General features: G+C 59.7%; 20 protein-coding genes and 1 pseudogene. 15 read left to right on the top strand and 6 right to left on the bottom strand.

Going from position 1 to position 23467, the window contains the following annotated elements; genetic code table 11:
- Positions 1–12 precede the first annotated feature (12 nt).
- From QA644_RS13945 to QA644_RS13955, 3 genes are all read right to left on the bottom strand, one after another.
- On the bottom strand, positions 13–1278 hold the full coding sequence (locus tag QA644_RS13945; protein WP_283069038.1) for an O-antigen ligase: 1266 nt from the start codon (positions 1276–1278) through the stop codon (positions 13–15).
- Between the two features lie 11 nt (positions 1279–1289).
- Positions 1290–2510 carry a polysaccharide biosynthesis/export family protein gene (locus tag QA644_RS13950; protein ID WP_239599444.1) on the bottom strand — a complete coding sequence of 407 codons (1221 nt, stop codon included), beginning with the start codon at positions 2508–2510 and terminating at the stop codon, positions 1290–1292.
- Between the two features lie 121 nt (positions 2511–2631).
- On the bottom strand, positions 2632–3312 hold the full coding sequence (locus QA644_RS13955) for a sugar transferase (RefSeq protein ID WP_022716912.1): 681 nt from the start codon (positions 3310–3312) through the stop codon (positions 2632–2634).
- A gap of 772 nt (positions 3313–4084) precedes the next feature.
- Here QA644_RS13955 and QA644_RS13960 point away from each other — a divergent pair.
- Positions 4085–4372 carry an exopolysaccharide production repressor protein gene (locus tag QA644_RS13960; protein ID WP_283069043.1) on the top strand — a complete coding sequence of 96 codons (288 nt, stop codon included), beginning with the start codon at positions 4085–4087 and terminating at the stop codon, positions 4370–4372.
- A 136-nt stretch (positions 4373–4508) separates the two neighbouring features.
- Positions 4509–5510, top strand: coding sequence for a glycosyltransferase family 2 protein (locus tag QA644_RS13965; protein ID WP_194730187.1), 1002 nt, complete (start codon positions 4509–4511; stop codon positions 5508–5510).
- 6 nt (positions 5511–5516) lie between these two features.
- Here QA644_RS13965 and QA644_RS13970 read toward each other — a convergent pair whose 3' ends face one another.
- Positions 5517–6476: a glycosyltransferase family 2 protein gene (locus tag QA644_RS13970; protein WP_283069045.1), complete on the bottom strand. Its 960-nt coding sequence runs from the start codon at positions 6474–6476 to the stop codon at positions 5517–5519.
- A gap of 524 nt (positions 6477–7000) precedes the next feature.
- Here QA644_RS13970 and QA644_RS13975 point away from each other — a divergent pair.
- The 7 genes and pseudogenes from QA644_RS13975 (at position 7001) to QA644_RS14000 (ending at position 15476) form a co-directional block, all read left to right on the top strand.
- On the top strand, positions 7001–8119 hold the full coding sequence (locus QA644_RS13975) for an acyltransferase (RefSeq protein ID WP_283069047.1): 1119 nt from the start codon (positions 7001–7003) through the stop codon (positions 8117–8119).
- Positions 8120–8122: 3 nt separating this feature from the next.
- Positions 8123–8914, top strand: coding sequence for a glycoside hydrolase family 16 protein (locus QA644_RS13980; RefSeq protein WP_283069048.1), 792 nt, complete (start codon positions 8123–8125; stop codon positions 8912–8914).
- An 80-nt stretch (positions 8915–8994) separates the two neighbouring features.
- Positions 8995–10137 (top strand): annotated as a pseudogene (locus QA644_RS35170) (glycosyltransferase); the annotation flags it as partial.
- Positions 10138–10197: 60 nt separating this feature from the next.
- Positions 10198–11193 carry a glycosyltransferase family 2 protein gene (locus QA644_RS13985; RefSeq protein WP_074070369.1) on the top strand — a complete coding sequence of 332 codons (996 nt, stop codon included), beginning with the start codon at positions 10198–10200 and terminating at the stop codon, positions 11191–11193.
- Positions 11193–12119, top strand: coding sequence for a glycosyltransferase (locus QA644_RS13990; protein ID WP_074069347.1), 927 nt, complete (start codon positions 11193–11195; stop codon positions 12117–12119). The genes QA644_RS13985 and QA644_RS13990 overlap by 1 nt, the downstream gene beginning before the upstream one ends.
- On the top strand, positions 12116–13123 hold the full coding sequence (locus tag QA644_RS13995) for a glycosyltransferase family 2 protein (protein ID WP_283069049.1): 1008 nt from the start codon (positions 12116–12118) through the stop codon (positions 13121–13123). Before QA644_RS13990 ends, QA644_RS13995 begins: the two co-directional genes overlap by 4 nt.
- 4 nt (positions 13124–13127) lie before the next feature.
- Entirely contained in the window at positions 13128–15476 is a 2349-nt protein-coding gene (locus QA644_RS14000) for a polysaccharide biosynthesis tyrosine autokinase (protein WP_283069050.1), read from the top strand.
- On the opposite strand, the gene QA644_RS14005 is transcribed toward QA644_RS14000, so the two are convergent.
- Positions 15477–16214, bottom strand: a complete 738-nt coding sequence (locus tag QA644_RS14005; protein ID WP_028739916.1) for a metallophosphoesterase family protein — start codon at positions 16212–16214, stop codon at positions 15477–15479.
- A 224-nt stretch (positions 16215–16438) separates the two neighbouring features.
- On the opposite strand from QA644_RS14005, the gene QA644_RS14010 reads away from it, so the two are divergent.
- Positions 16439–17515: an acyl-CoA dehydrogenase family protein gene (locus QA644_RS14010; protein WP_283069052.1), complete on the top strand. Its 1077-nt coding sequence runs from the start codon at positions 16439–16441 to the stop codon at positions 17513–17515.
- Position 17516: 1 nt separating this feature from the next.
- Here the strand turns inward: QA644_RS14010 and QA644_RS14015 are convergent, their stop codons facing one another.
- A complete protein-coding gene (locus QA644_RS14015) occupies positions 17517–17984 on the bottom strand; it encodes an Rrf2 family transcriptional regulator (RefSeq protein ID WP_283069054.1) in 468 nt (155 codons plus the stop codon).
- Positions 17985–18318: 334 nt separating this feature from the next.
- Here QA644_RS14015 and QA644_RS14020 point away from each other — a divergent pair, with 334 nt between their 5' ends.
- From QA644_RS14020 to QA644_RS14040, 5 genes are read left to right on the top strand one after another with little or no spacing between them, the layout of a single operon-like run.
- Positions 18319–19050, top strand: a complete 732-nt coding sequence (locus QA644_RS14020; protein ID WP_039845753.1) for a FadR/GntR family transcriptional regulator — start codon at positions 18319–18321, stop codon at positions 19048–19050.
- A complete protein-coding gene (locus tag QA644_RS14025; RefSeq protein WP_283069056.1) occupies positions 19047–20630 on the top strand; it encodes an ABC transporter substrate-binding protein in 1584 nt (527 codons plus the stop codon). Before QA644_RS14020 ends, QA644_RS14025 begins: the two co-directional genes overlap by 4 nt.
- Before the next feature lie 58 nt (positions 20631–20688).
- On the top strand, positions 20689–21648 hold the full coding sequence (locus tag QA644_RS14030; protein ID WP_283069058.1) for an ABC transporter permease: 960 nt from the start codon (positions 20689–20691) through the stop codon (positions 21646–21648).
- A gap of 3 nt (positions 21649–21651) precedes the next feature.
- On the top strand, positions 21652–22527 hold the full coding sequence (locus QA644_RS14035) for an ABC transporter permease (protein WP_092586343.1): 876 nt from the start codon (positions 21652–21654) through the stop codon (positions 22525–22527).
- A gap of 19 nt (positions 22528–22546) precedes the next feature.
- The gene (locus QA644_RS14040) at positions 22547–23464 is read left to right on the top strand and encodes a dihydrodipicolinate synthase family protein (protein ID WP_074069355.1); all 918 of its coding nucleotides are present in this window, start codon (positions 22547–22549) and stop codon (positions 23462–23464) included.
- Positions 23465–23467: the final 3 nt, after the last annotated feature.

Here is a 23467-nt window from a genome sequence, read left to right on the forward strand (position 1 = left end):
TACGTGCAAAAATCAGGAACGAACAGGCTTAGCAGATTGGTAATGGTGCAGGCCGGCCATCGCCGAGCGCTGGCGCGCGCCGACAAGCTTGCCTGCGGAAAAATAAAGAAGAAAGGTACCGACGTTATAGGGCGTCAAAACGTCGATCTCCACGAACGAACGGATCAGAAGCAGCACGGTGATGCCGAAAAGGAAATAGGATTCATCATTGCGCACATCCTCGATCAGCCGGCGCAGATGCCCCCAGAGGGTCGCGATGATCGTAACAGCAAGGATGAGCACGCCGATCAGACCGAGTTCCACGGCCGTCTCGATGTAGGTATTATGAAAATGGAAACCGGCTCGCGAGGCGATGAAGAATTCCTTCCATAGCCTCTCAGGCTCTGCGAAGCCCTGAACCCAATAAGCCTGATAGCCGATGCCGATGGCCGGGTTCTGCGCCGCAGCCGCAATACCCTGTTGCCAGAGATAGGTGCGGCCCGTCAGGGTCGAATCCTTGCCGAAGATGCCCAAGACCGCGTCGACAGCGCCTAGATAGACGCCCGCCACCACCAGGATGACAGCCGCGACGCCGCCGCCGACCACCAGCAGCTTGCGTTGTTGCGGCGACAGCATGAGCACGACGCGAAACCCTATCAGCAGGGCAACGACCGCCGCCGTCGTGATGACCGAGGTGGCGGATTGCGAGGTAAGCAGGCAATAGGCCGCCATAAGGCCGACTATGCCCGACGCCATCATCCAGAAACGGCGCTCGCCGTAAATGAAGACGGCGGCAAAGGCGAAGATGATGCCCAGCGACGCATAAAAGCCGAGCTGGTTCTTCGATGCGAAGGCGCCAACGAAACTGTAGGTCCCGTCCAGCACGTCATATTCGTAGTAGCCGAAGAGGATCGAATAAAGCAGCACGACCGCCGCGCCTGCCACGACCCCGAGCGTCAGCGTCCGGACATCAAGCACGCGCACGGCAATCAGCGCACAGACCACCTGCGTCAGATACTGGATGCTCGCCCTCAGCGACACGCTCGGCACGGCGGACCAGAAGACGGAGAGGAAGGCGAAACCGGCGAAGGCGAACAGCCAGATGAAGCGGCTGTAGCTGCCGAGCACCTTGCGATAATTGACGGCGACGAGCGGCAGCCACAAGGCATAATAAAACAGGATCGCCACCTGCCCGAAGCGGATCGAGTAAGCAAAGCAAAAGAGAGAAAGCGCAACCGCCGGTATGGCGTAAAGCTCGTTCTCACCTGGCTTTATCAGCACCGATTTGGCGATCCGCATGCGGGTCTCCGCTATCTCATCGCAACCCCGGCCGTGACCCTGATCAGGTCGCCCGGTTGCAATGTGCTATTTTCCGTGACCGGAACTTCCTTCGACTGGCCGTCAACCTCCCGCACGATGGAATAGCTGATGCTGGCGGCATTCTGAGGGTCGAAACGAGCGGCGTCGTTCGATTGCGCCAATGCTTCCGACATCAGCGCATCGCTGGTGGCAATCTTCAGGTTGAGCGTGTCGAGTTCGGATTCGGTGTCCTGCAGTTCCTGCGACAGCTTGGCGTCCCAGTCGTTGCGCAGGGTGATCTCGTCCTGATTGGCCTGGCTGATGTCCTGCTTGGCCTTCAAGATGTTGGTATCGATATCGAGAAGGGTCGCCTCGGTATCGGCGGCGCGCTGTTCGGCGGCCATTTTTCGGGCGCTGAGCGCAAGGCCCTTCTCGGCCAGGTTTTCGACCTTGTCGCGGTCCTCCTTGGCAAGCTCGAGCTGGCGCGTCTGTGTCTCGGTCTTTTTGCCGAGAGATTCGATTTCGGCCTGCAACAGCGATTTCAGGTCGTCCAGCGCCTGAAGCTGCAGCGTGAGCCGCTTCTTGCGCGTGTTCATCAACGCCATTTCGCTGGCGAGCAGGGCTTTTGCCTCGGGCAGATCCTTGAGCTCCTGCGGCATTTCGATCGTGTCGCTCTTGGAGGTTTCCGCCTGCAGCCGCGCCTTGCGGGCAATGAGCCGGTTGCGCTCCGTCGTATAGACGACGGCGTCGCCCTTGGCGTTTATGAAATCGCGGGCAAAGCGCTGGCCGGCATCAGCCCGCCGCAGGCCGCCAGCGATGCTGACGGCCTTCACGACTGTCAGATTGGGTGCGAAGGGATACTCGCCGGGGTTTTCCACATCGCCGGTCAGAAAGACCGGCCGGAACTGGGCAAGTTCGACGGACGCCGACGGCCGGTCCTTGAGGCCGAACTGCTTCTGCAGCGCGACGCCGATTTCCTGCGCGATTGCATCCGTCGTCTTTCCGGAGGCCGGGAGGTCGCCGACGAACGGCAGTGAAAGACTGCCTGAGGGGCCGATCGTGTAATCGCCGCTCACCACTGACCAGTCGCGGATCGCGCCTTCCGCCGTTTGCCATTCGGCAACGCGGATGCGCAGCTTGTCCATGGTGCCGAGCTGGTAGTCGGCAGCCCGGGCAAAGCCGGAGGACCCGATCAATATGCTAAGCCCCGCAACGAAAGCGAGGCCGTGCATAAAGGAATTTCCAAGCAGGTTGCGGCGCAACAGGATTTCTCTCATTCAGTCTTCCTCGTAAATCGGCACGGCAAGCCAAAAGCAGTACCGTACGTTACTTGGCGTATATGGAAGCGGCTTGTCAGTAGCTGCCACGCTGCATGCAGACGGCGGGGATCGTCTGTGCAATGATCTTCACATCGCGGATGAGCGACCAGTTTTCGACGTAGTGTGTGTCGAAAGCCACGCGGGCAGCATAGGACACGTCGTTGCGCCCGCTGATCTGCCAAAGTCCGGTAAGACCCGGACGCGCCTGTAGATAGTAGACGGCCGAAGACTCGTAGAGTTCCAGTTCATCAAGAACGACGGGCCGCGGCCCGACAACGCTCATTTCGCCGCGAAGGATGTTGATGAGCTGTGGCAGTTCATCGAGGCTGAGCTTGCGAAGCACGCTTCCGACCGTGGTGACCCGCGGATCGTCCTGCAGTTTTCGCGTTTCACGCCATTCTTCCATCGCCTTCGGATTGTTGCGCAGATGCTCCTGCAGGACCTTGTCGCCGTTGACGACCATGGTCCGGAACTTCAGGCAACGGAACTCCTGGCCGTTGTGGCCGATACGGCGATGCCCATAGAAAGCCGGCCCCTTGTCGGAGAGCTTTACGAGCAGCATCACCATCAGAAAAATCGGGCTCAGGAAAAGGAGCCCGAGCGAGGCAGCCGTGATATCGAATGCCCGCTTCATGATCCCGCCAGTCGGCGGAAACACATTCGCATGAACCACGCCAAAAAATGGCGTACTGTCCGATCTCGTCGCAGACTTCATAGAGTTAACTCCACTTATGTTTGCCGTTTGGTCGGTAAGCCCAGGCCGCTAAGCTAGCGCTGACGAGTGAGGAGTGTATGGTTGGAATTTGTTTTTTTAAGCCACAATTTCATGGCGATTGTGTAACGGCCCGTTTCCGGCGTGTCTTTATCACATTTCTTTTTTTAAGGGTTCTCTAAATTTCATATGCAAAGCATGCAATGTTTTTGAATAGACTCTGTGCGGCGCACTAAAGGTCTTCGTGTTTGCTTCGCGTCGCAAAAAGATTGAAGAATAAATCTTTCTACGCCTTTCGGGTGACATTTGACTAAGCACTGCGGGCACTGCCGAGAGTAGGTCAACTATATTGTCTTATCGCGGAATTTATTGCATCGCACCATCGATTTTGCGCCGCACACTCAAATCGGTTTAGATGAAAACTTTGTAATAAAAGTTGAACGCATTTGGCTTTCATGCGTTGGTTCGGTAGGCAAATGTGACGCAAAGTACCGCGTGCAATGTCATAATTAGAACAACCTGAAGTAAAATCGACACATTTGCACCCCGAATCCTCGTCACGGCACTCCTTAACGAGGCTTCGTCGATTTTACCCAAAGCCGGAAGGAAACCTTAAACCGAATACTGTAGATAAAGAGACGACGGATGAAAAAGAATGCTCTCGTTCGGTTGAAACAAGGGGCCTTCTAAAATATACAAAGTAAAGGGTCCTTAGGGAGGAAGCCCGAATTCAATGACTGTTCATTGAACGAACCTCCCCAAGGGAGGCACGGTTATGTATGCACCTCGCGTTTTCGTTAGCATAATCGGCGCTTTGGCCGTTTTTGCGGTTGCGACTTATTGGCTGAACGGCTCACTGACAACGACACTGATAGACACGGTGATCTGTGCCGTTCTCCTGCAATTGGGCTATTTCGGCGGCGTCCTGTTCCTCGTGTGGAAGGAAGCAAAGGCGCGCAACACCCAGGGCACCACGGCGGTATCCCATACACCGGCCCGAAGCGACGACAAGGAGAAGATTCCGGTCTCGCCCTTCAATGGTTCCGAGCCTTTCAACCGCTGAAAGCAACGCTTGTTTGGCGGCACACGGATAGCGGCCAGCCGATCCCGTAATATCTTTTGAAGGCCTTTTGCATTGCCGCAGACACGGCGACGTCCTAACTCTTGCGCGAGACAACGGAGGGTACGACGTGGTAGAAATGGCTAAGGCAAGCGTTTGCGTGATCATCGCCGCCAAGAACGCGGCCGATACGATCGGAATGGCTGTCGCTTCGGCTTTGCGGGAAAAACAGGTGGCTGAAGTCGTCGTCATCGACGACGGATCCGGCGATGGAACCGCCGGCGCTGCCAGAGCTGCCGATGACGGCAGCAATCGCCTGAATGTCGTTTCTTTCGAAAAGAACAGGGGCCCATCGGCCGCCCGCAATCACGCGATCGAAATCTCCACCGCCCCACTGATCAGCATACTCGATGCCGACGACTTCTTCTTTGAAGGCCGGTTCAGCCGGATGCTTGCGGACGACGACTGGGATTTCGTCGCCGACAATATCGCTTTCGTCGAGGCGGAGACCGTGACGCGTGCGCCCCAGCAACTCGATCATTTCCTGGACCGACCGCTGTTTCTCGACCTGGTGGCCTTCGTCGACGGCAATATTTCGAAGCGCGGCGTCCGGCGCGGCGAAATCGGCTTCCTGAAGCCGGTGATGCGGCGCGCGTTTCTTAACGCTCACAGACTGCGCTATCGCGAGGAGATGCGTCTTGGGGAGGACTATGACCTCTATGTCCGGGCCCTGGCCAACGGCGCGCGCTACAAGGTGATCCACAGCTGCGGCTACGGTGCTGTCGTGCGTGGCAACTCGTTGAGCGGCAGCCACCGGACGGAGGATCTCCGCAAGCTCTACGAAGCCGACCAGGCGATCCTGGCGAACTGCAGCCTGACGCCGGAAGCCGCCGCCGCCGTGCGCCGCCACGAGAGCCATGCTCGCGGCAAATACGAACTTCGCCATTTCCTCGATATCAAGAAGCAGTCGGGCGCTGGTGCAGCCTTGCGCTACGCCCTCACCCATCCTTTCGCCGTTCCGGCGATTGCCGGCGGCATCTTCATGGACAAGACGGAACGTTTCCGCAGCCCCGGCGGCGTCGAGATCGCCACCAGAGGTGCTGGCGGCCTCAGATATCTGCTGCCGTCGTCAGCCGAATAGGAAGCGCTACTTCGAAAGCTTGCCGCCGGCGATCTGAAGAGCACTCGCAAACAGGGCCGGATCACGCCACGCCCAGCGGGCCAGCATTTGGAAGTCCGGCAGACGCCGCCGGCGCACCAGTCGCACCTGGCTCCAGAGCGCCTGCTTGCGCGCCCGGTTCTTGTAGGCCTTGATGGTCTCGATCTCCTGCGGACGCTTCGAAAAACGGCTTTCAAGCCGGTCGAGCGCCATCCAGGTGATGAACTGCTGCTTGAGAAACTGCGGTGAATCGTTGTCCACGCCGTGGAAGATGTTGATGCCCTCTCCGCGCAAGGCGCCCGCCTCCGCGCAAAGAAGCACGCGCCGCGCCGCAAGCATGCAATCGCAAAAGAACAGCACGTCCTCCGCCGCCAGCCGCAGCGCAGCGTCGAAGCGGACCTTGTCGATCAGCGGCCGGCCGATGACCATGCACGACATGTGGAGAAAGGCCCAGTTCTTGAGCATCACGCCGGCAATGTCGGGAATCTCGAGCAACAGCGGGTGCTCGGAAAGGCGCGCCGCCTTTTCACTGGCCTCTAGATCGGCGATGCTGAAATGATAGTCGAATTCCTCACCTCCGTGGATCGACGCCCAATAGCAGTCGGCATCGAACGTCTGCAGCGCATCATGGGCATTCTGCAGGTGTTTTGGCGTCCACAGGTCGTCTGAATCGAGGAAGGCTGCAAAGCGCGTTGCCGCCGGAACATTGTCGAGGCCTGTATTACGCGCCCCGCCCGGTCCCGCATTCGCCTGCTTCACAACCGCAATCCGCGATCGCTGGCCTTCGGCAAGCGGCTCTAGCTCGTCTTCGGCGGGATAAGGCGACTGGTCATCGACGACGATCACATCGAAGTCCTGAAAGCTTTGGGCAAAGACCGAGGCCAGCGCGCGGCGCAGAATGCCGTCCTCGCGCTGATAAAAAGGGATGATGATCGTGAAGGTCGCCATTCTTTCTCCTGAAGAGTCCGGTGATGGGCACATAGGGTCGAGACTGCACCCGAGCAAGTTGCTGCACTGCGAAATGATGTAGGTCATTCAGGCCGAAATTTGTCAAAGCCCACCAGCGCGTTGTCAAACAGCCATGTGCCGAATAAACCCATTTGGGGAGCGACAGCCACATTTCAGCCACATTCAGGCACCGGGCATCGCGTGAAAACCGATGGACTCCTTCACCAAACGACAAAACTTTTCCGTCGCGGCGGCTTTCATCGCCCCCCAATTTGAATTTATGATGACTTTCCGATATACATTGCCCCATCGGCGTTTCAGTTCCTTCTCTTAAAGCCAAGCCCGATAAGAGCCGTCGCTGAGCCGTTCGAATCAGCCGTCCCAAAACGGGATCGCCGATCATTTTTGCTGCAGTGCCATATTTTCTTCCGCAAAAACGCTCTAGCTTTTGGTCTGCGGGCTCGAGTCTGCTCTCGTTGAAACGGTCGCAAGGGGGGTGCGACCCAATAGGGGTGACTGATAACGTGAACGTTGACGCCAACGTATCCTCGCGGATCAACCTGATGCGCATCGTGCTCATTTCGGGCATCGTGTTCGTCCATATACCGTTTGACCCTGCCAATACGCCGTTCAACGGAAACTACGGTTTCTTCGACTGGCTGCGGGTCTTCCTGAGCGAAGCGCTCTTCCGTGTCGGGGTTCCCTGCCTCAGCGCCATTTCCGGCTACCTGCTGTTTCGTGGCGGGACGGAGGGCTTCAACTATGTGAAAACCGTGCGCACGAAAGCGCAGACCGTTTTCCTGCCGTTTCTCATCTGGAACACGGCATTCTTCATCGCCGCGCTTGCGATGCTGAGCGTCGGCATCGGTGACGGCTATGTGGTAAGCCCGTGGACCGCATCGGTGCGTGGCCTTCTCAGTCAGCTCTTTGCGGCCGAGGAATTTCCCACCAACATCCCGCTTTACTTCCTGCGCGACCTCTTCGTCTGCATCCTGCTTTCGCCGCTGCTCGCCTGGCTCATCCGGCGCATCCCCCTGCTGACATTGTCGACTTTGTTGCTGCTCGCGCTCATTCCGGAAATGTCGCTCTATATCGTGATCAAGCGCTCGATCCTCTTCAGCTTCGCTTTCGGCATCTATGCGAGCCTCTACAACATCGACATCAAGGCGCTCGACCGCTTTGCACCACTTGGCGTGGCGCTGCTGCTTGCCGCTTCGGCGCTGCTTGCAACCGCGATCTACATGACCGGCCCATCGATGCCGGACTGGGTGGAACTATGCCGCAATGCACTGGCAATCGGCGGGGCTGCCGGCTTCTGGATGCTCTCGGCACCGCTGATCAAGACCCCTCTCGGCCAGCGTCTTGCAAAGACCGGAAGCTTGAGCTTCTGGATCTTCTGCGCCCATTATCCGCTGCTCGTCCTATTCTTCATGATTTGGGGAAAGACGGGCATCGGCTTCTATCCGCTCTTCTTCTGCGGCTCGCTTCTGGTGCTCTTTCCAGTGCTTGCGCTTTCCAACAGCTTTGTCCGCAGCAACGCACCGCGTCTCTACGCCGTTTTGACCGGCGGCCGGACCAAAAAGAGCTCTCAATCCGCTTCCCGCCGGGATGTCCCGGCAGAATTCGTTCCACAGCAAAGGTGAGACATGACGGCCAAAATCGCCCATGCGCGACTGCTTTGCCAGAGTTTGACGATCGGCGCCCTTATCCTCGGCGCCCTCCCCGCCCATGCCCAGCAGGCAAAGGGCAAATCCTTCGTCGATGATTTCGATAAGATCGACCGCAGCGTCTGGTACGTTTCCGACGGCTGGAACAACGGCGCCCACCAGAACTGCACGTGGTCTAAGAACCAGGTGAAGGCTGAGGGCGGCATGCTGCAGCTGACCTTCGCCGAGGGTAAATCCAAGGACCGCAACTATCTCTGTGGCGAGATCCAGACGAAAAAACGCTTCAGCTACGGCACCTATGAAGCGCGGATCAAGTCTGCAACCGGCAAGGGCCTGAACTCCGCCTTCTTCACCTATATCGGCCCTGCCGATAAGCAGCAGCATGACGAAATCGACTTCGAGGTGCTCGGCAAAGACACGTCGACTGTCCAGGTGAACCAATACATCAAAGCCAAGGGCGGTAACGAAAAGCTCGTGCCCGTCGGCCAAGGCGCCGATCAGGGCTTCAATGACTATGCATTCGTCTGGGAGTCGGGCAGGCTTCGCTATTACCTGAACGGCAAGCTTGTCCAGGACGTCACCGACCCGTCCAAGATTCCCCAGAACCCGCAGAAGATCTTCTTCAGCCTCTGGGGAACGGACAAACTTTCGGACTGGATGGGCAAATTCGCCTACACCCAACCCACGACGATGGAAATCGATCGGGTGGCCTACACGGCGCCGGGTGACAAATGCCAGTTCCAGGGTTCGATCACCTGCACGCTCAACTAAGCCTTCTGAAACCGCCGAAACATTGCACAGCACACCCGAAACGGACTCCGGTGACATCCGGGATAGCGCAAGGAGTATTGATGCTCAAAGTCCTCTATCTGGCGCATGATCTGGCCGATCCTGCCGTGCGGCGCCGCGTGCTGATGTTGACAGAAGGCGGGGCCTCGGTGACGCTTTCCGGCTTCCGGCGCGGCGAGAACGCGCTTGCCGCCGTCAACGGTCTCACGCCGATCGAACTTGGCCGGACCGTCGATGCCAAATTCGGCCAGCGCATGGGCGCTGTCGCAAAGGCGGTCGCCGGCCTGCGGGGCCTGCTGAACGGTGTCGAACGGCCGGACGTGATCATCGGGCGCAATCTGGAAGCGCTGGCAGTCGCCGAACGAGCCAGCCACCTCTTCGGCGGCGTGCCGATCGTCTACGAATGCCTCGATATCCATCGCCTTCTCGTGAATGACGGCATAGCCGGCAGGGCTGTGCGCCGTGCCGAAGCCTATTTCGGGCGAGATGCGAAACTGATCCTGACGAGTTCGCCCGCCTTCATCGCGAACTACTTCGTTCCGCGCTCGGCTCTCAAGGCGCCTATCATGCTTGTCGAGAACAAGGTGCTCGCGCTGAACGGCATGCCGGAAGCAACCCCGCTCCGCGTGCCGCCGAACGAGGGCGAGCCCTGGAAGATTGGCTGGTTCGGTGCGCTCCGCTGCCGCAAGTCGTTGCAACTGCTTGCCGATTTCTCCAGCCGGATGAACGGCCGTGTCCGCATCGTGCTGCGCGGCCGGCCGGCCTATTCCGAATTCGAGGATTTCGACGCCTTCGTCGCCAATGAACCCTACCTGAGCTTCGAGGGGCCGTATAAGAACCCGGAAGACCTGCCGGCGATCTACAGCGACGTCCACTTCTCCTGGGCGATCGACTTCTTCGAGGAGGGCCTCAATTCCAGCTGGCTGCTTCCCAACCGGATCTATGAAGGTTGCCTCCATGGCAGCGTCCCCATTGCGCTTGCGGGCACCGAGACGGCTCGCTTCCTCTCCCGCAAGGATATCGGCCTGACGCTGCACGACGCCTCTGTCGAAAGCCTCGAAGCACTTTTCGAGGACCTCACCGGTGAACGTTACGGCACACTCGCTGCGGCAGTCGCCGCCGAGGATCGGAAGAGCTGGCTCGCCGACAGCAGCGATTGCCGCGCCTTGGTCGACAATCTGTCCCGCCTTGTACCGTCCGCCGCCGAAGCGCAGACGGCCGATGCCTCTAACCCCGCAACCGCAGTTCCAGAAGGGTCGACTGCAATGAAGACTGACGTTTGTTCCAGCGTCGCCAGCCTCATCATCATTCCTTGCCTGAACGAGGCAAAGCACATCAAACCCTTGATCGAAAAACTCGGCCCGGCGCTTGATCAGTTGAACGCCCGCATCGTCGTCGCAGACGGCGGAAGCACCGACGGCACGCGTGAGATCGTCGGCCGTATCAGCCAAACCGACCCGCGCGTCATCCTTCTCGACAATCCCCGCCGCATCCAGAGCGCAGCCATCAATCTCGCGGTCACGACCTTCGGCCGCGATTACGAATACCTGATCCGGATCGACGCCCACGGCGACTATCCGGCGGACTACTGCCAGCGGCTCGTCGAAGAGGCCGAGCTTACTCAGGCGGATTCGGTCGTCGTCGCCATGGAGACGATCGGATTCGGCATTTTCCAGAAGGCCACCGCTTTCGCGCAGAACTCCAAACTCGGCAACGGCGGCTCGAAGCATCGCGAGGGAGCCAAGGGCCATTGGACCGATCACGGCCACCATGCGCTGATGCGCGTCGCAGCCTTCGAGACCGTCGGCGGCTACGATGAAACATTCAGTCATAATGAGGACGCGGAATTGGATTACCGTCTGAAAAAGGCGGGCTTTGGCATCTGGATGACCGACAAGACACGGATGATCTATTATCCAAGATCAACCGTTGGAACGCTTTTCCGGCAATATCTCGGCTATGGCCGGGGCCGTGCGAAGAACATTCTGAAGCACGGCAGCATGCCGAACCTTCGCCAGATGCTGCCGCTCGCGGTGGTTCCGGTCTTTATCGGCGCGTTTCTGGCCGTGCTGAGCTGGATTGCGGTCATTCCGTTCAGCCTCTGGGCCGTCGCCTGCGTCGGCTACGGTTTCTGGATGGCGGTCGGCCAGCGCAATCCATACGGGCCGCTTGCCGCACTCTCGGCCATGGTGATGCATTTCGCCTGGTCGGCCGGTTTCTGGATGGAGCTCCTGAGCTTCCGCAACCGCAAGGCGTCTTGATGAAGGACCAACGCATGCAGATCGATATCGGCGTTTGCACCTATCGCCGCGCCTCGTTGGACGAGGCGCTGCTTTCGCTTGGCGTGCTTGCGGTTCCTGAAAACGTCACCCTGCGCATCATCGTTGCCGACAACGATGTGACGGCGAGCGCGCAGGAACGCGTCGACGCGCTCCGCTCGACGATCCCGCACGAGATCGCCTATGTGCACTGCCCGGCATCGAACATCTCGATTGCCCGCAACGCCTGCCTCGAAAATGCCAAGGGCGATTTCCTGGCCTTCATCGACGACGACGAGGATGCCTCGGAAAACTGGCTGGTGGAGCTGCTGAATGCGGCGAAAAAGACCGGCGCCGATGCGATCCTCGGCCCGGTCCGCAGCGTCTATGCATCGACCGCTCCTGCCTGGATGCGCGAAGGTGATTTTCATTCGACGCTGCCGGTCTGGGTGGGCGAGGAAATCCGCACGGGCTACACCTGCAACGTGCTGCTCCGTCTCGGCTCCGAACATGTGAAGGGCCGCCGCTTCAACCTGGCGCTTGGAAAGACGGGCGGCGAAGACACCGAATTCTTCAGCCATATGCACCGGGACGGAGGACGCATCGCCTATGCTCCCGAAGCGCATGTCTATGAGGCGGTGCCGGAAAAACGGGCGGAGCTTTCATGGCTCGCAAAACGCCGTTTCCGTTTCGGCCAGACGCATGGACGTCTATTGCAGGAGAGGCATAGGGGTCTTAACCGCCTGAAACAGATCGGACTTGCCACCGCAAAGGCCGTTTATTGCCTGGGCGTGGCGCTCGTCTGCATCCTGGTGCCCGTTCCACGCTATCGCTATGCACTTCGCGGCACGATGCATCTCGGCGTCGTCAGCGGCCTGCTCGGCGTGCGCGAGATTCGCCAATATGGCGCAGCAGAGGGGACGGCATGACGAAAGAGCTGCCGGACATCAGCTTCATCATGGCTGCATATAACGCAGCCGAAACGCTTTCGAAGGCGATCGAAAGCGCGCTGGCGCAGACCGGCGTGACCGTCGAGGTCATTGTTGCAGACGATTGCTCGGGCGATGACACGCGCGAGGTGGCCAGCAGCTATCCGGACAGGAATGTCCGTCTGCTCGCGCTCGAAACGAACGGCGGACCGGCCGCAGCGCGCAACGCAGCCATTGCCGCGGCAACGGGCCGGTGGCTTGCCGTACTCGATTCCGACGATGCGATCGAACCGGGGCGGCTGGCCAGGCTGATTGCCCGCGCCGAGAAAGCTGGGGCGCAGATCGCGGTCGACAATCTGCGGGTGATCCGCGCCGATGGCACGCCGCCGGAAACCATGTTTTCCGAGAGCGCGCTGGCAGCCATGCCGGAACTGACGCTGGCCGATTTCATTCGCTCCAATGCGCTCTTCCAGACGACGCATAATTTTGGTTATCTCAAGCCTGTTTTCGAACGAGCCTTCATCGAGCGGCACGCACTGCGCTTCGACGAAAATCTGCGGATCGGCGAGGACTATCAATTCCTCGCCTCCGCACTGGCGCTTGGCGCGCGCTGCGTGGTCGAGCCCGTTGCCGGCTATGACTACAATATCCGCGAGGGTTCCATCTCCCGGGTGCTGGAACTCCGGCATATCGAAGCGATGATGGAGGGAGACAGGGTCTTCCTTGGCAAGCATACGCTCGATGTGGAGGCCTCCTCTGCGCAGAAATTCCGGACACGCAGCCTGCGACAGGCGAGATCGTTCCTTCTCCTTGTCGACAGCATGAAAAACAGATCGATCTCCGGCACGATCAAGGCGGCATGGAGCGATCCGATTGCGCTGCGCCACCTCAAGATGCCGATCGCTGTCCGCATCAACAGATTGGCCGCGGCATTGCGCAATCGCGCCGGCCTCAAGACAGACATTCCAACGTTCGGCGGCGCGCCGCGCTCGCCCAAAGGATGACCTCATGAACCAACGAAACCTGACCCTGCACAGCACGGTACCGAAAGCGTCCGACGATTCCGACAGCTTCATCGATATCGATCGGCTGATTGCGATCCTGTTTCGCCGCGCCGGTTCGATCGCGCTTTGCGTCGTCGCGTTCGTGGCGCTTGCTGCCATCTATTTGATACTTTCGACACCCGTCTACACATCGATGACGCAGATCCTGCTCGATGACAGCATGACCAAATATGCCGAGGATGAGGCGCCTGCCGCCAGTTCCCAGCAGGTGGATATGCAGATCGCGAGCGCCGTCGAGATTCTGAAGTCGAACGAGTTGGCACTGAGCGTCGTCGATGCTCAAAACCTCTCCGAGAACGATACCATCCTCGATCCCGGCCAGGGGGCCGTCGAACTGGTGAAATCCGGCGTGAAACTCATTGCCAGCGCCCTGACACCAGGCGGCCCGCCGGTCTCGGAGGAGAATGTCCGCAATGGCCGCCGTCAAAAGGCTGCGGCCATGCTGCAGCAGGCGCTGTCCGTGGAACGCGTTTCCCGCAGTTCTGTGATCGCCGTCGCCTTCCGCTCGACGGACAAGATGCTGGCGGCAAGGGTCACGAAGGCCTATGCCGACGCCTATCTGAACGACCAGCTCAACGCGAAGTTCGACGCAACCGAACGCGCCTCCGTCTGGTTGCAGGAACGTCTTGCCGACCTGCGCGACCGTTCGCAGCAGGCTGCGCTCGAAGTCGCAAAGTTCAAGACCGAAAACGGCCTGACGTCGGCGAACGGCGAACTGATGTCCGAGCAGCAGCTTGCCGACCTCAACAAGCAGCTCATCGTCGCGCAGGCTGATGCGGCCAGCGCCTCGGCCCGTTACAACCAGTTCAAGTCGATTGTCGATCAGGGTCCGGAAGGTGCGGTCAACAACGCCGCAATTTCCTCCGGCCAGACCGACAATTCGGTGATCCAGGACCTGCGCACACGTTATATCGGGGTTACCCGCCGCGAGCAGGAGATCACCACCAATTTCGGTGCGGACCATCCGCAGGCGGTGCAGCTCCGCACGGAAAAGGAAGACCTGACGCGTCAGATCTTCCAAGAACTCCAGCAGCTTACCTCCAGCTACCGCAACGAGTTCGAGGTCGCGAAATCGCGTCAGGAGTCGCTGCAGGAAAACATCCGGCATCTGACCGGAAAGAACTCCGAATCCGACAAGTCGATCGTCAAGCTCAACGATCTCGAACAGCGGGCAACCGCGCTGAAGACGCTTTATGAAGCCTATCTCGGCCGTTACGAGGAGGCAGCACAGCAACAGTCCTTCCCGATCGCCAAGGCGCGTGTGATTTCCGAAGCCGGTATCCCGACGTCACCGTCGAGCCCCAAGAAGACGATGACGCTCGGTCTGGCGATCGTCCTCGGCCTGATGGCTGGCGGCGCGTTGACGGCATTCCAGGAATTCCGCGAGCGCTTCTTCCGCGTCGAGGGTGACGTTCGCTCTATCCTGGGCCTGAAGTTCCTCGGCTATCTGCCGCTGGTCGGCAAATTGCCGAAGGAGCGCAAGGTCTTCCAGCCGCGCAAGACCCCGCTACCCCCGTCCCCAGAAGTGCCGGAAGACGGCGCGAGTTTCGAGCGCATCATGCGTATCGTTCTCGAAGCGCCCCGCTCGGTCTTTGCCGAAACGCTACGCAACGCCAAGCTTGCAAGCGACGTCATGTTCCAGGGCAAGAGCGACCGCGTCATCGGCGTCGTCTCCGCCCTTCCCGGCGAAGGCAAGTCGACGACCGCCGCGAACTTCGCAGCACTGCTTGCCTCCAGCGGCAAGCGCACGTTGCTGATCGACGCCGACCTTCGCAACCCGGGGCTTACGCGCATGCTCAAGACCCCGCCGCAGCATGGTCTGGTCGAAGCGGTGCTCGGCGACGTACCGTGGGCAAGCGCAGTCAGGGTCGACAGCCGCACCAAGCTTGCGATCCTGCCGGTCGTTTCGAACGACAACCTGATGCACACCAGCGAGCTTCTTGCCTCGCAGGGCATGTTCAATTTGATGGAAAATGCCCGCAAGATGTTCGACTACATCGTCGTCGACCTTGCACCGCTCGGCCCGGTCATCGACGCGAAGGCCTTCGCGCCCCAGGTCGATGGCTTCCTGTTCGTGACGGAATGGGGCCAGACGCCGACCAACATGGTCCGCGATATCGTGAATGCCGAACCGCAGATCAAGCAGAAGATCCTCGGCGTCATCCTCAACAAGACGGATATGTCCGAGCTCGCCAAATTCAGCAACTTCGGCGGAACGGAACGCTACCACCACAAATATGTCAGCTACTACACGGAGGAAATTCCCCCAAAGCGGCAGTCTGCCGAAGCCTGATCAGGTGGAGAAGAGGTGAACCCGACCCCGCCACAGGCGGGCGACGGTCAGCCTCCCGCTCTTGAAGGCCCGCGTGTCCAGATTGAGCCGCCGCGGTTGGACGTCCGGCTCGCTGCAGGGCGTATGGCCATGAACGACAAGCTTCGGCAGCGCGATGCCGCTGTCGAGGAACCGCTCGCGGATGAAGACGAGGTCCTCGTCGCTCTGCTTCTCGATCGTAAAATTTGGGTCGATCCCGGCATGGACGAACAAAACGTCCGGCGTATCGACGAGGATCGGCAGCGCCCGCATGAAATCGATATGCTGGCGCGGCAGCGATTGGCGGATGAAGCCGTCAAGCTTGGAAGCCGTCGGAAAGATGAGCGGCAGATGCTCGGCGTCGAGACCATATGAGCGTAGCAGCGAATCGGCGCCCATGCGCATCCATTCGGAAAACGAAATCTTCCCGTCGATATAGTCGAGCATCATGATTTCGTGGTTGCCGGTCAGGCAGATGCGGTCGAAACCTTCCGGCACCGGCCCCATCAGATGCGAGATCACCTGCGCAGATGACGGGCCGCGGTCGATGTAATCGCCAAGCATGATGATGAGCTTGCGCCCGGGCAGGCGTGCTGCATCCCGCACGATCGTATATTCGGCCATCTGCAGCAGATCATGCCGCCCATGGATGTCGCCGACTGCATAGATCGGCCTGTCGCCGGGATCGAGCTGAAGGCGTTGCCGGGCGGGCGATAGCATCATGGGAACCTCTTGGTCATCTTCAATGGATGAGCCATAATCAATCCTGTGCCTGACTGAAAGCTGCGCGGTTGAGAATTGAAAGGTTTGTGGGATGGTCAAGCATGGCCATCTCTATCAAGCTGGTAAGAAAATTCAAACCACACCGACTTTGTAGAAAAAGCGGCCTTATCATCCCGGTGGTGATCCATCACTCCTATCATCACCGAACAAGAGTACGATCGATGGGAACCGTATCGCAATTTCACGACCCGGCGCGACCGGTCGCACAGCGCATCGGAAGCGAGGAAGAGGCGATCAGCACAGCGCGCACCCTTGCCGCCGCCTTTCAGCGGCAGTCGAGCGAGCGCGACATCAATCGCATCCTACCCTATCAGGAAATCGACGCCCTCTCGCAATCCGGCCTTGGCGCGATCACCGTTCCGCCCGAATATGAAGGACTGGACGTTACCAATTCGCTGCTCGCCGAAATCGTTGCGATCATCGCTGAGGGCGATCCTTCGATCGGCGAGTTTCTCGAAGTCCATTTTACAGTCCTCGACGGACTTCGGCAGCAGGCTGGCGAAGAGCTGCAGCGCGCCCTCTTTGCGCGAGTACTTGCCGGCGATCGTTTTGCCGCGGCCACTTTTGTGGATGCTGCCGCAGTCAGTCCCCGCGGTCTCGGGTATCGACTGAATGGCCGCAGCAGGTCTTCGCCGGCGGTGCTCTTTGCCGATTGGATCGCGGTCGGACATGATCAGACCGCGCTTTACCTCCCCTCCGACAGCGAAGGCCTTCAACTTGTCGATGATTGGGACGGCCTTGGCCAGCGCACCAACGGCACAGCCGCCATCGTGGTCAGCGACTTGCATGTCAACGCGGATGCAGTCGCGCTTGTCGCGCACGCGCCATCGGCGATCGGCGAATTGCTGCATGCCGCCGTCGATCTCGGGATCGCGCGTGCGGTTCTTTCCGCCGATGCCGGCGCAGCACAGGCAAACGACGTTGGCAAGCTCGCGATCGGCATAGAGACGGTAGCCGCGCTTCTGGAAAGGGCGGGCCGCAAGCTCGACATCGCGCAGATCAATATGAGCGGCCCGGCGGCCGAAGATGCCTATTTCTCCGCTACTGCGGCGCGCGCCGTCGCAAGTAAGGTGGCAATCGATGCCTCGAACCTGATTTTTGAACTAATGGGGGAAAACACCGCGAGTATCGGCCTCAATCTCGACCGGCATTGGCGGAACGCCCGCATCCGCGCGCTGAGAACATCCGCCGATGTTCTTCATCAGCGCGCCGCCCATCATCTGCGTAAGGATCGCTAGATCAGCCTGCCGCGAAAACCGGCGACGTCTCGTCGTCTCCACCGCTAAGCTTGCCGCCCTTCGCGACGAATTGCTCGAGCGTCATGTTGTCGAGGATATCGGCGATCGCATCCCGCACTTCGGTCATCGAGCGGCGCACATGACAGGTTTCCGGATCCGAACAGTCGTCGCAGGCTTCATAAGCGGTGCGGCTTGCGCAGCGAATGGGAGCGAGCGGCCCGTCAAGCGTGCGGATGACATGGCCGATGCGGATCTCCGACGCCGGCCGCGACAGCGAATAGCCGCCGCCCGGCCCCTTCTTGGAGCGAAGAATGCCGACATTTCGCAGCTCCAGAAGGATCGTATCGAGGAACTTTTTCGGGATATTGTTGCGTGCGGCGACATCGTTGATGAAGGCGGTTTCTCCCGGCGCCAGACGCGCCAGATCAACCAGTGCCTTCAATCCGTACTTTCCCTTTTTGGTCAGCATTTTCGATCGTCCCGCAGATCTGCGCGCTGCTTTCTTTTATCCATGCAAATAGCGCCGAAAGCATGAACGCACAATAAATAGCTATTATTTATATAGGTTAAGTTCAACTTTATGGCTCTCCCCAAAAATCATGATCTTGCCTTAAGATTTTCGGCGGAATAATCGGCAGATCGCGCGAACGGTCACGCCGGGCTCTACGAACGATTTCAACCACACTGGATGCAACCGATGCCTCTTTTACTCAAGGCGTGCATACACTCTATGTCCAGTTGACAGATATCCTACAAGTGGATATGTCTATCATATTCTGAACTCATGCATGGACGAGAACGGCATGACGCTTAAGACGATGAAGCCTCTGACGCGGGCGCCTTTGCTGCACGTCTCGGTGCAAGAGAGCCTTCGCGCCTATATCGCCGACAACGGCCTTGCTCCCGGAACTCTGCTACCGGCCGAGGGAGAGCTTGCAAGCCAACTCGGCGTCAGCCGCAATTCGTTACGCGAGGGCATCAAGGCACTGGAGTCGCTTGGCGTTCTGGAATCGCGGCGCGGTGTCGGCATCTTCGTCAAGGCCTTCTCCTTCGAGCCGCTGCTCGACAATCTGGCTTACGGCCTCGGCGGCGCGCTTCGCCAGATCGAGGAAGTCCTCGAGATCCGCCGCACGCTCGAAGTCGGCCTCATCGGCAAGACGCTGGAGATGATCAGCGATGAGGATATCGCCGAGCTGCGTGCCACGGCAAACAGGATGCGCCTCCATGCCGAGCGCGGCGAATCCTTCGCCGAAGACGACCAGCTTTTCCACCGCCTGCTTTTCCGCTGCCAGAACAACGAGACGCTCGTACGGCTGATCGATGTTTTCTGGCTGGCTTTTTACAAGGCGTCCGACTTCGTCAATCTCGACAATGTCGATCCCATGGCCACCTGGAGGGACCACGAGGCGATCGTCGATGCAGTGGAAGCGAAGAACCTGGAGGAAGCGCGCATACGCCTGGATCGCCATTATGCCGGCATCTCCCGGGTGATCGCAAATAACAAGACAAGTTCAAATGTGGGAGGAACACAATGAAACGACTGTCCAGATTATCGGCCATCGCACTTACCGCTATGATGGCGACGACCGCCATTCCAGCCTTCACGACGCCGGCTGAAGCGGCAACGCTTTCCGGCGGCTTCGACGTCGGCCCCGGCGGCTTTCAGGGCAATTTCAATCCGCTGGCCGCGACCGCCGGCTTCACCTGGCTCAGCATCTATTATGAGCCGCTCGTCGCCTATGACGAGAAGCTGCAGAAGGTCGTCGGCGTGCTTGCCTCGTCTTATGAGGTCAGCGAGGACCAGAAGACCTACACCTTCAAGCTCGCGGATGCGAAGTGGCATGACGGCAAGTCCTTCACGGCGAAGGATGCGAAATTCACCATTGAACTGGCCACAAATGCCAAGACGGGCTCGGTGCTTGCCGCGCGCCTCAAGCCGGTTTCCGCGGTCGAGGCACCCGATGACCGTACGCTCGTCGTCAAGCTGAGCGCACCGAGCGCCAGTATCCTGGATACGATGACCAAGGTGATGATGCTGCCCGAGCACGCGCTCGCCTCCACCCCCGCCGACCAGCTTGCAAAGAGCACCTGGTGGTCGACGACGCCGATCGGTACTGGCCCGTTCAAGTTCACCAAATACGTCACCGATCAATATGTCGAGCTCGCTGCCAACATCGATTATCGCGGCGGCAAGCCGGCGCTGGAAAAGGTGATCAATCGATATTTCGCCGATCCGGCGGCAGCGATCGCCGCCCTCCGGTCCGGTGAAATCCAGTTCACCTATGTCGATTCCAACGACGTGCCGACCTTCAAGGACGACAAGTCCTTCAAAGTCATCGAAGGCAACTCCTTCGTCGTCAACTATCTGGGCTTCAACCACGATTCGCCGATCTGGAAGGATGTGCGCGTCCGTCAGGCGGTGATGTATGCCATCAATCGCGACGCCATCATCAAGAGCCTTTACAGCGGCGCTGCGACGCCGGCCAATTGCGCCTATATCGCCGATCGGCTGGTGCCGAAGGATATCGAAGCCTACGCCTACGATCCGCAAAAGGCAAAGGAACTGCTGAAGGAAGCCGGCTGGGATCAGATCAACGGCGCCAAGCCGATCACGCTTTTGACCTACTACACGACGCCGCTTGCGACCAACGTGCTCGCGGCCGTGCAGGCGATGCTCGCCCAGGTCGGCATCAATGTCGTGCCGCGCGCCGTCGATGCGCCGACCTACAACAGCATCGTGCTGAAGGCAGATGCCGACATCTCGCAGTTCCAGATGGTCTATGCCGGCCTGCAAAACGGCCCGGATGCCGGCAGCATCAATCCTGGCCTCAACGAAAAGCAGATACCGCCAGCAGGCCCGAACGTCGTGCGCGCCCGCATGCCGGATCTGACCTCAGCGCTCGATGCTGCCCTTGCCGAGACCGACAGCAGCAAGCGCGATGCCCGCTATCAGCAGGTCTGCAAGGTGATGAACACCGAGTTGCCCTGGGGAACACTCTGGGTCGCGAACCGCTACGGCGTGGTGTCGACCAAGGTCAAGGATTTCGTCTGGACGCCGGCTCCAGGCGGCGGGCCATATCAGGCCAATCCGCAGCAGTGGTCGATCGCCGAATAAGGCGCTCTTCTTGAACTATCGAGGGTGGCTTCGGCCACCCTCACGGAATGGATTTCCAATGCTCAGATACAGCCTCCGGCGCGTGATCATCGGGATGGGCATGCTTCTTGCCTTGAGCGCGCTGATCTTCCTGTTGCTGCGCCTTGCCCCCGGCGATCCGATCGATGCCTATATCGATCCCAACATCCCAATGTCGTCGTCTGATCTTGCTGAATTGCGCAGCCGGCTCGGGCTCGACCAGCCTTTGCCGGTTCAGTATCTCGCATGGCTGCAGCAGGCGCTGGCGGGCAATCTCGGCTATTCGATCAAGCGGCTGGACCAGCCGGTCCTGACCCTCGTGCTTTCGCGCATCGGCCCGACGGTGCTCCTAATGGGCACCGCGCTGGTAATCTCGATCGTCGCCGGGATTGCGATCGGCGTCATCAGCGCCGTGCGCCGCAATTCCGTCGCCGACATTTCCTTTTCGGTCTTCGCACTTGCCGGCATTTCCAGCCCGGCCTTTCTGAGCGCGCTGATCGGTCTTTACATTTTTTCCGTCCGGCTGAACTGGACGCCATCGGGCGGCATGCTAACGCCGGGCGAGGAGTTCTCCGTCCTCGATCTCCTGCGGCATCTGATCCTGCCTGCAGCATTGCTCGCCATCGCCCAGGCTGCCTTGATCATGCGCTACATGCGCGCCTCGATGCTCGAAGTCCTCAACCAGGATTACGTGCGCACCGCCCGCGCCAAAGGCGTCGTCGAATTCTGGGTCATCACCAAGCATGCTCTCAGAAACGCGCTGCTTCCCGTCGTCACGCTGATCGGTTCGACCATCGGCCTTGCGATTGGCGGGGCGATCTTCATTGAAAGCGTCTTCAACTGGCCGGGCATGGGCCTGCTGCTCGTCGATGCCGTGGAGACGCGCGACTATCCCGTCATTATGGGTGCGACACTCGTCATCGGCACCTGCGTCATCATCGTCAATCTGCTGACCGATATCGCCTATGCGGTCATCGATCCGCGCATCACGGTGGGCTAATCCATGCTGGCCCGCACCGCAACCCGCAGCCCCGGACCTCTCGCCCGCGCCTTTGACCGCTTCCTTCTCAACCGGGCAGCCGTCTTCGGGCTATGCGTCGCAATCCCGATGCTGGCGATCATCCTCTCCTATCCGCTCTGGTGGCCTTTCCTGCCGAACGACATCGATCTTCTGGCGATGAACAGCGGCCCGACCGCGACGCATTGGTTCGGCACGGACGGCGTTGGCCGCGATGTCTTTGCCCGGGTTCTGGAGGGCGGCCGCATCTCGCTTCTGGTCGCCGTCGCCTCGACTGCGATCTCTGCGATGATCGGTTTCCTCTTCGGCGCCGTCTCCGCCCTGGCCGGCCGTTGGGCTGATGCGCTTTCGATGCGCTTCGTCGACCTGGTAATGACGCTGCCGCCCGTCATCTTCCTGCTCGTGCTCGCCTCGATTGCCGGTACCGGCATCTGGCCGACGGTGCTGGTGATCTCGCTGCTCTCCTGGCCGCTGCTTGCCCGCATGATCCGCTCGCGACTGCTGGAACTTCGCGAACGCGATTTCGTCCTGGCGGCGCGCGGCATGGGTGCCGGCCTGCCGCACCTGCTCTTCCGTCATGGCCTGCCGAACTCGATCGATATCCTGATGGTCTATGCGACGCTGCAGATCGCCAATGCCATTCTTCTCGAGGCCGGCCTCTCCTTCCTCGGGCTCGGCATTGCGCCGCCGGCTGCAAGCTGGGGCAACATGTTGAATGCCGCCCGCTCCACCGCAGTTCTCGAACAATATCCATGGCAATGGCTCTTCCCCGGTGGGGCGCTGGTCCTTGCCGTGCTTGCGATCAATTTCATTGGCGATGGCCTGAGGGACGCCTTCGATCCTCGCGCCGAATTAAACTGACAATCGAAAGAAAGCGAAAATGAGCAAATTCAAGGGTGTGGTTCCTCCTGTCGTAACGCCGCTGAACCCGGATTTCACCGTCGACTATCCCTCCTATACGCGCGTTCTGGAGCACCTGATCGGCGCCGGCTGCCACGGGGTCTTCGTGCTCGGTTCGACGAGCGAGGTGGTCTTTTACGACGACAAGACGCGGCGCGAGATCATCGAACATTCGGCGAAGGTAGTAAACGGCCGCGTGCCGCTCATCGTCGGCACCATCGATCCGACGACCGATCGGGTCATTTCGCATGCGAAGATCGCAAAGGCAGCGGGCGCCGACGCCGTTGTCGTAACAGCGCCTTTCTACACCGTTACCAGCCAGTCCGAGATCCTCGACCACTTCCGCTATATCCGCGACGCCGTCGATGTGCCGCTCATCGCCTATGACATTCCCGTCTGCGTCAACGTCAAGCTGCAACGCCAAACGACGGTGACGCTCGCCAAGGAAGGCACGATCATCGGCTTGAAGGATTCAAGCGGCGACGACGGCAATTTCCGCTATGCGCTTCTGGATCTCGCCGCGCACAAGGACATTTTCCTGATGACAGGCTCGGAAATCGTTGTTGATACCGCGCTGCTGATGGGGGCCCACGGCGTCGTTCCCGGCATCGCCAATGTCGACCCGCACGGTTATGTCCGCCTTTGGGATGCGGCGCAGCGTGGCGACTGGGCTCTCGCGAAGAAGGAGCAGGAACGTCTTTGCCGGCTCTTCGAAATCGTCTGGATCGCGCAGGGCCGTGTCAGCGGCGGCGCCTCGGGCATCGGCGCCTTCAAGACCGCCATGAAGCGGCTTGGCATCATCGACACTGCCTTCATGCCGCGTCCGCGTGCTCCCCTCAACGAAGCCGAGACCGCCAAGATCGACGAGATCCTGCGCGCGACCGAGCTGCTTGGCTGATGA

Source organism: Rhizobium sp. CC1099 (assembly GCF_029714385.1).
Taxonomy (GTDB): Bacteria; Pseudomonadota; Alphaproteobacteria; order Rhizobiales; family Rhizobiaceae; genus Rhizobium.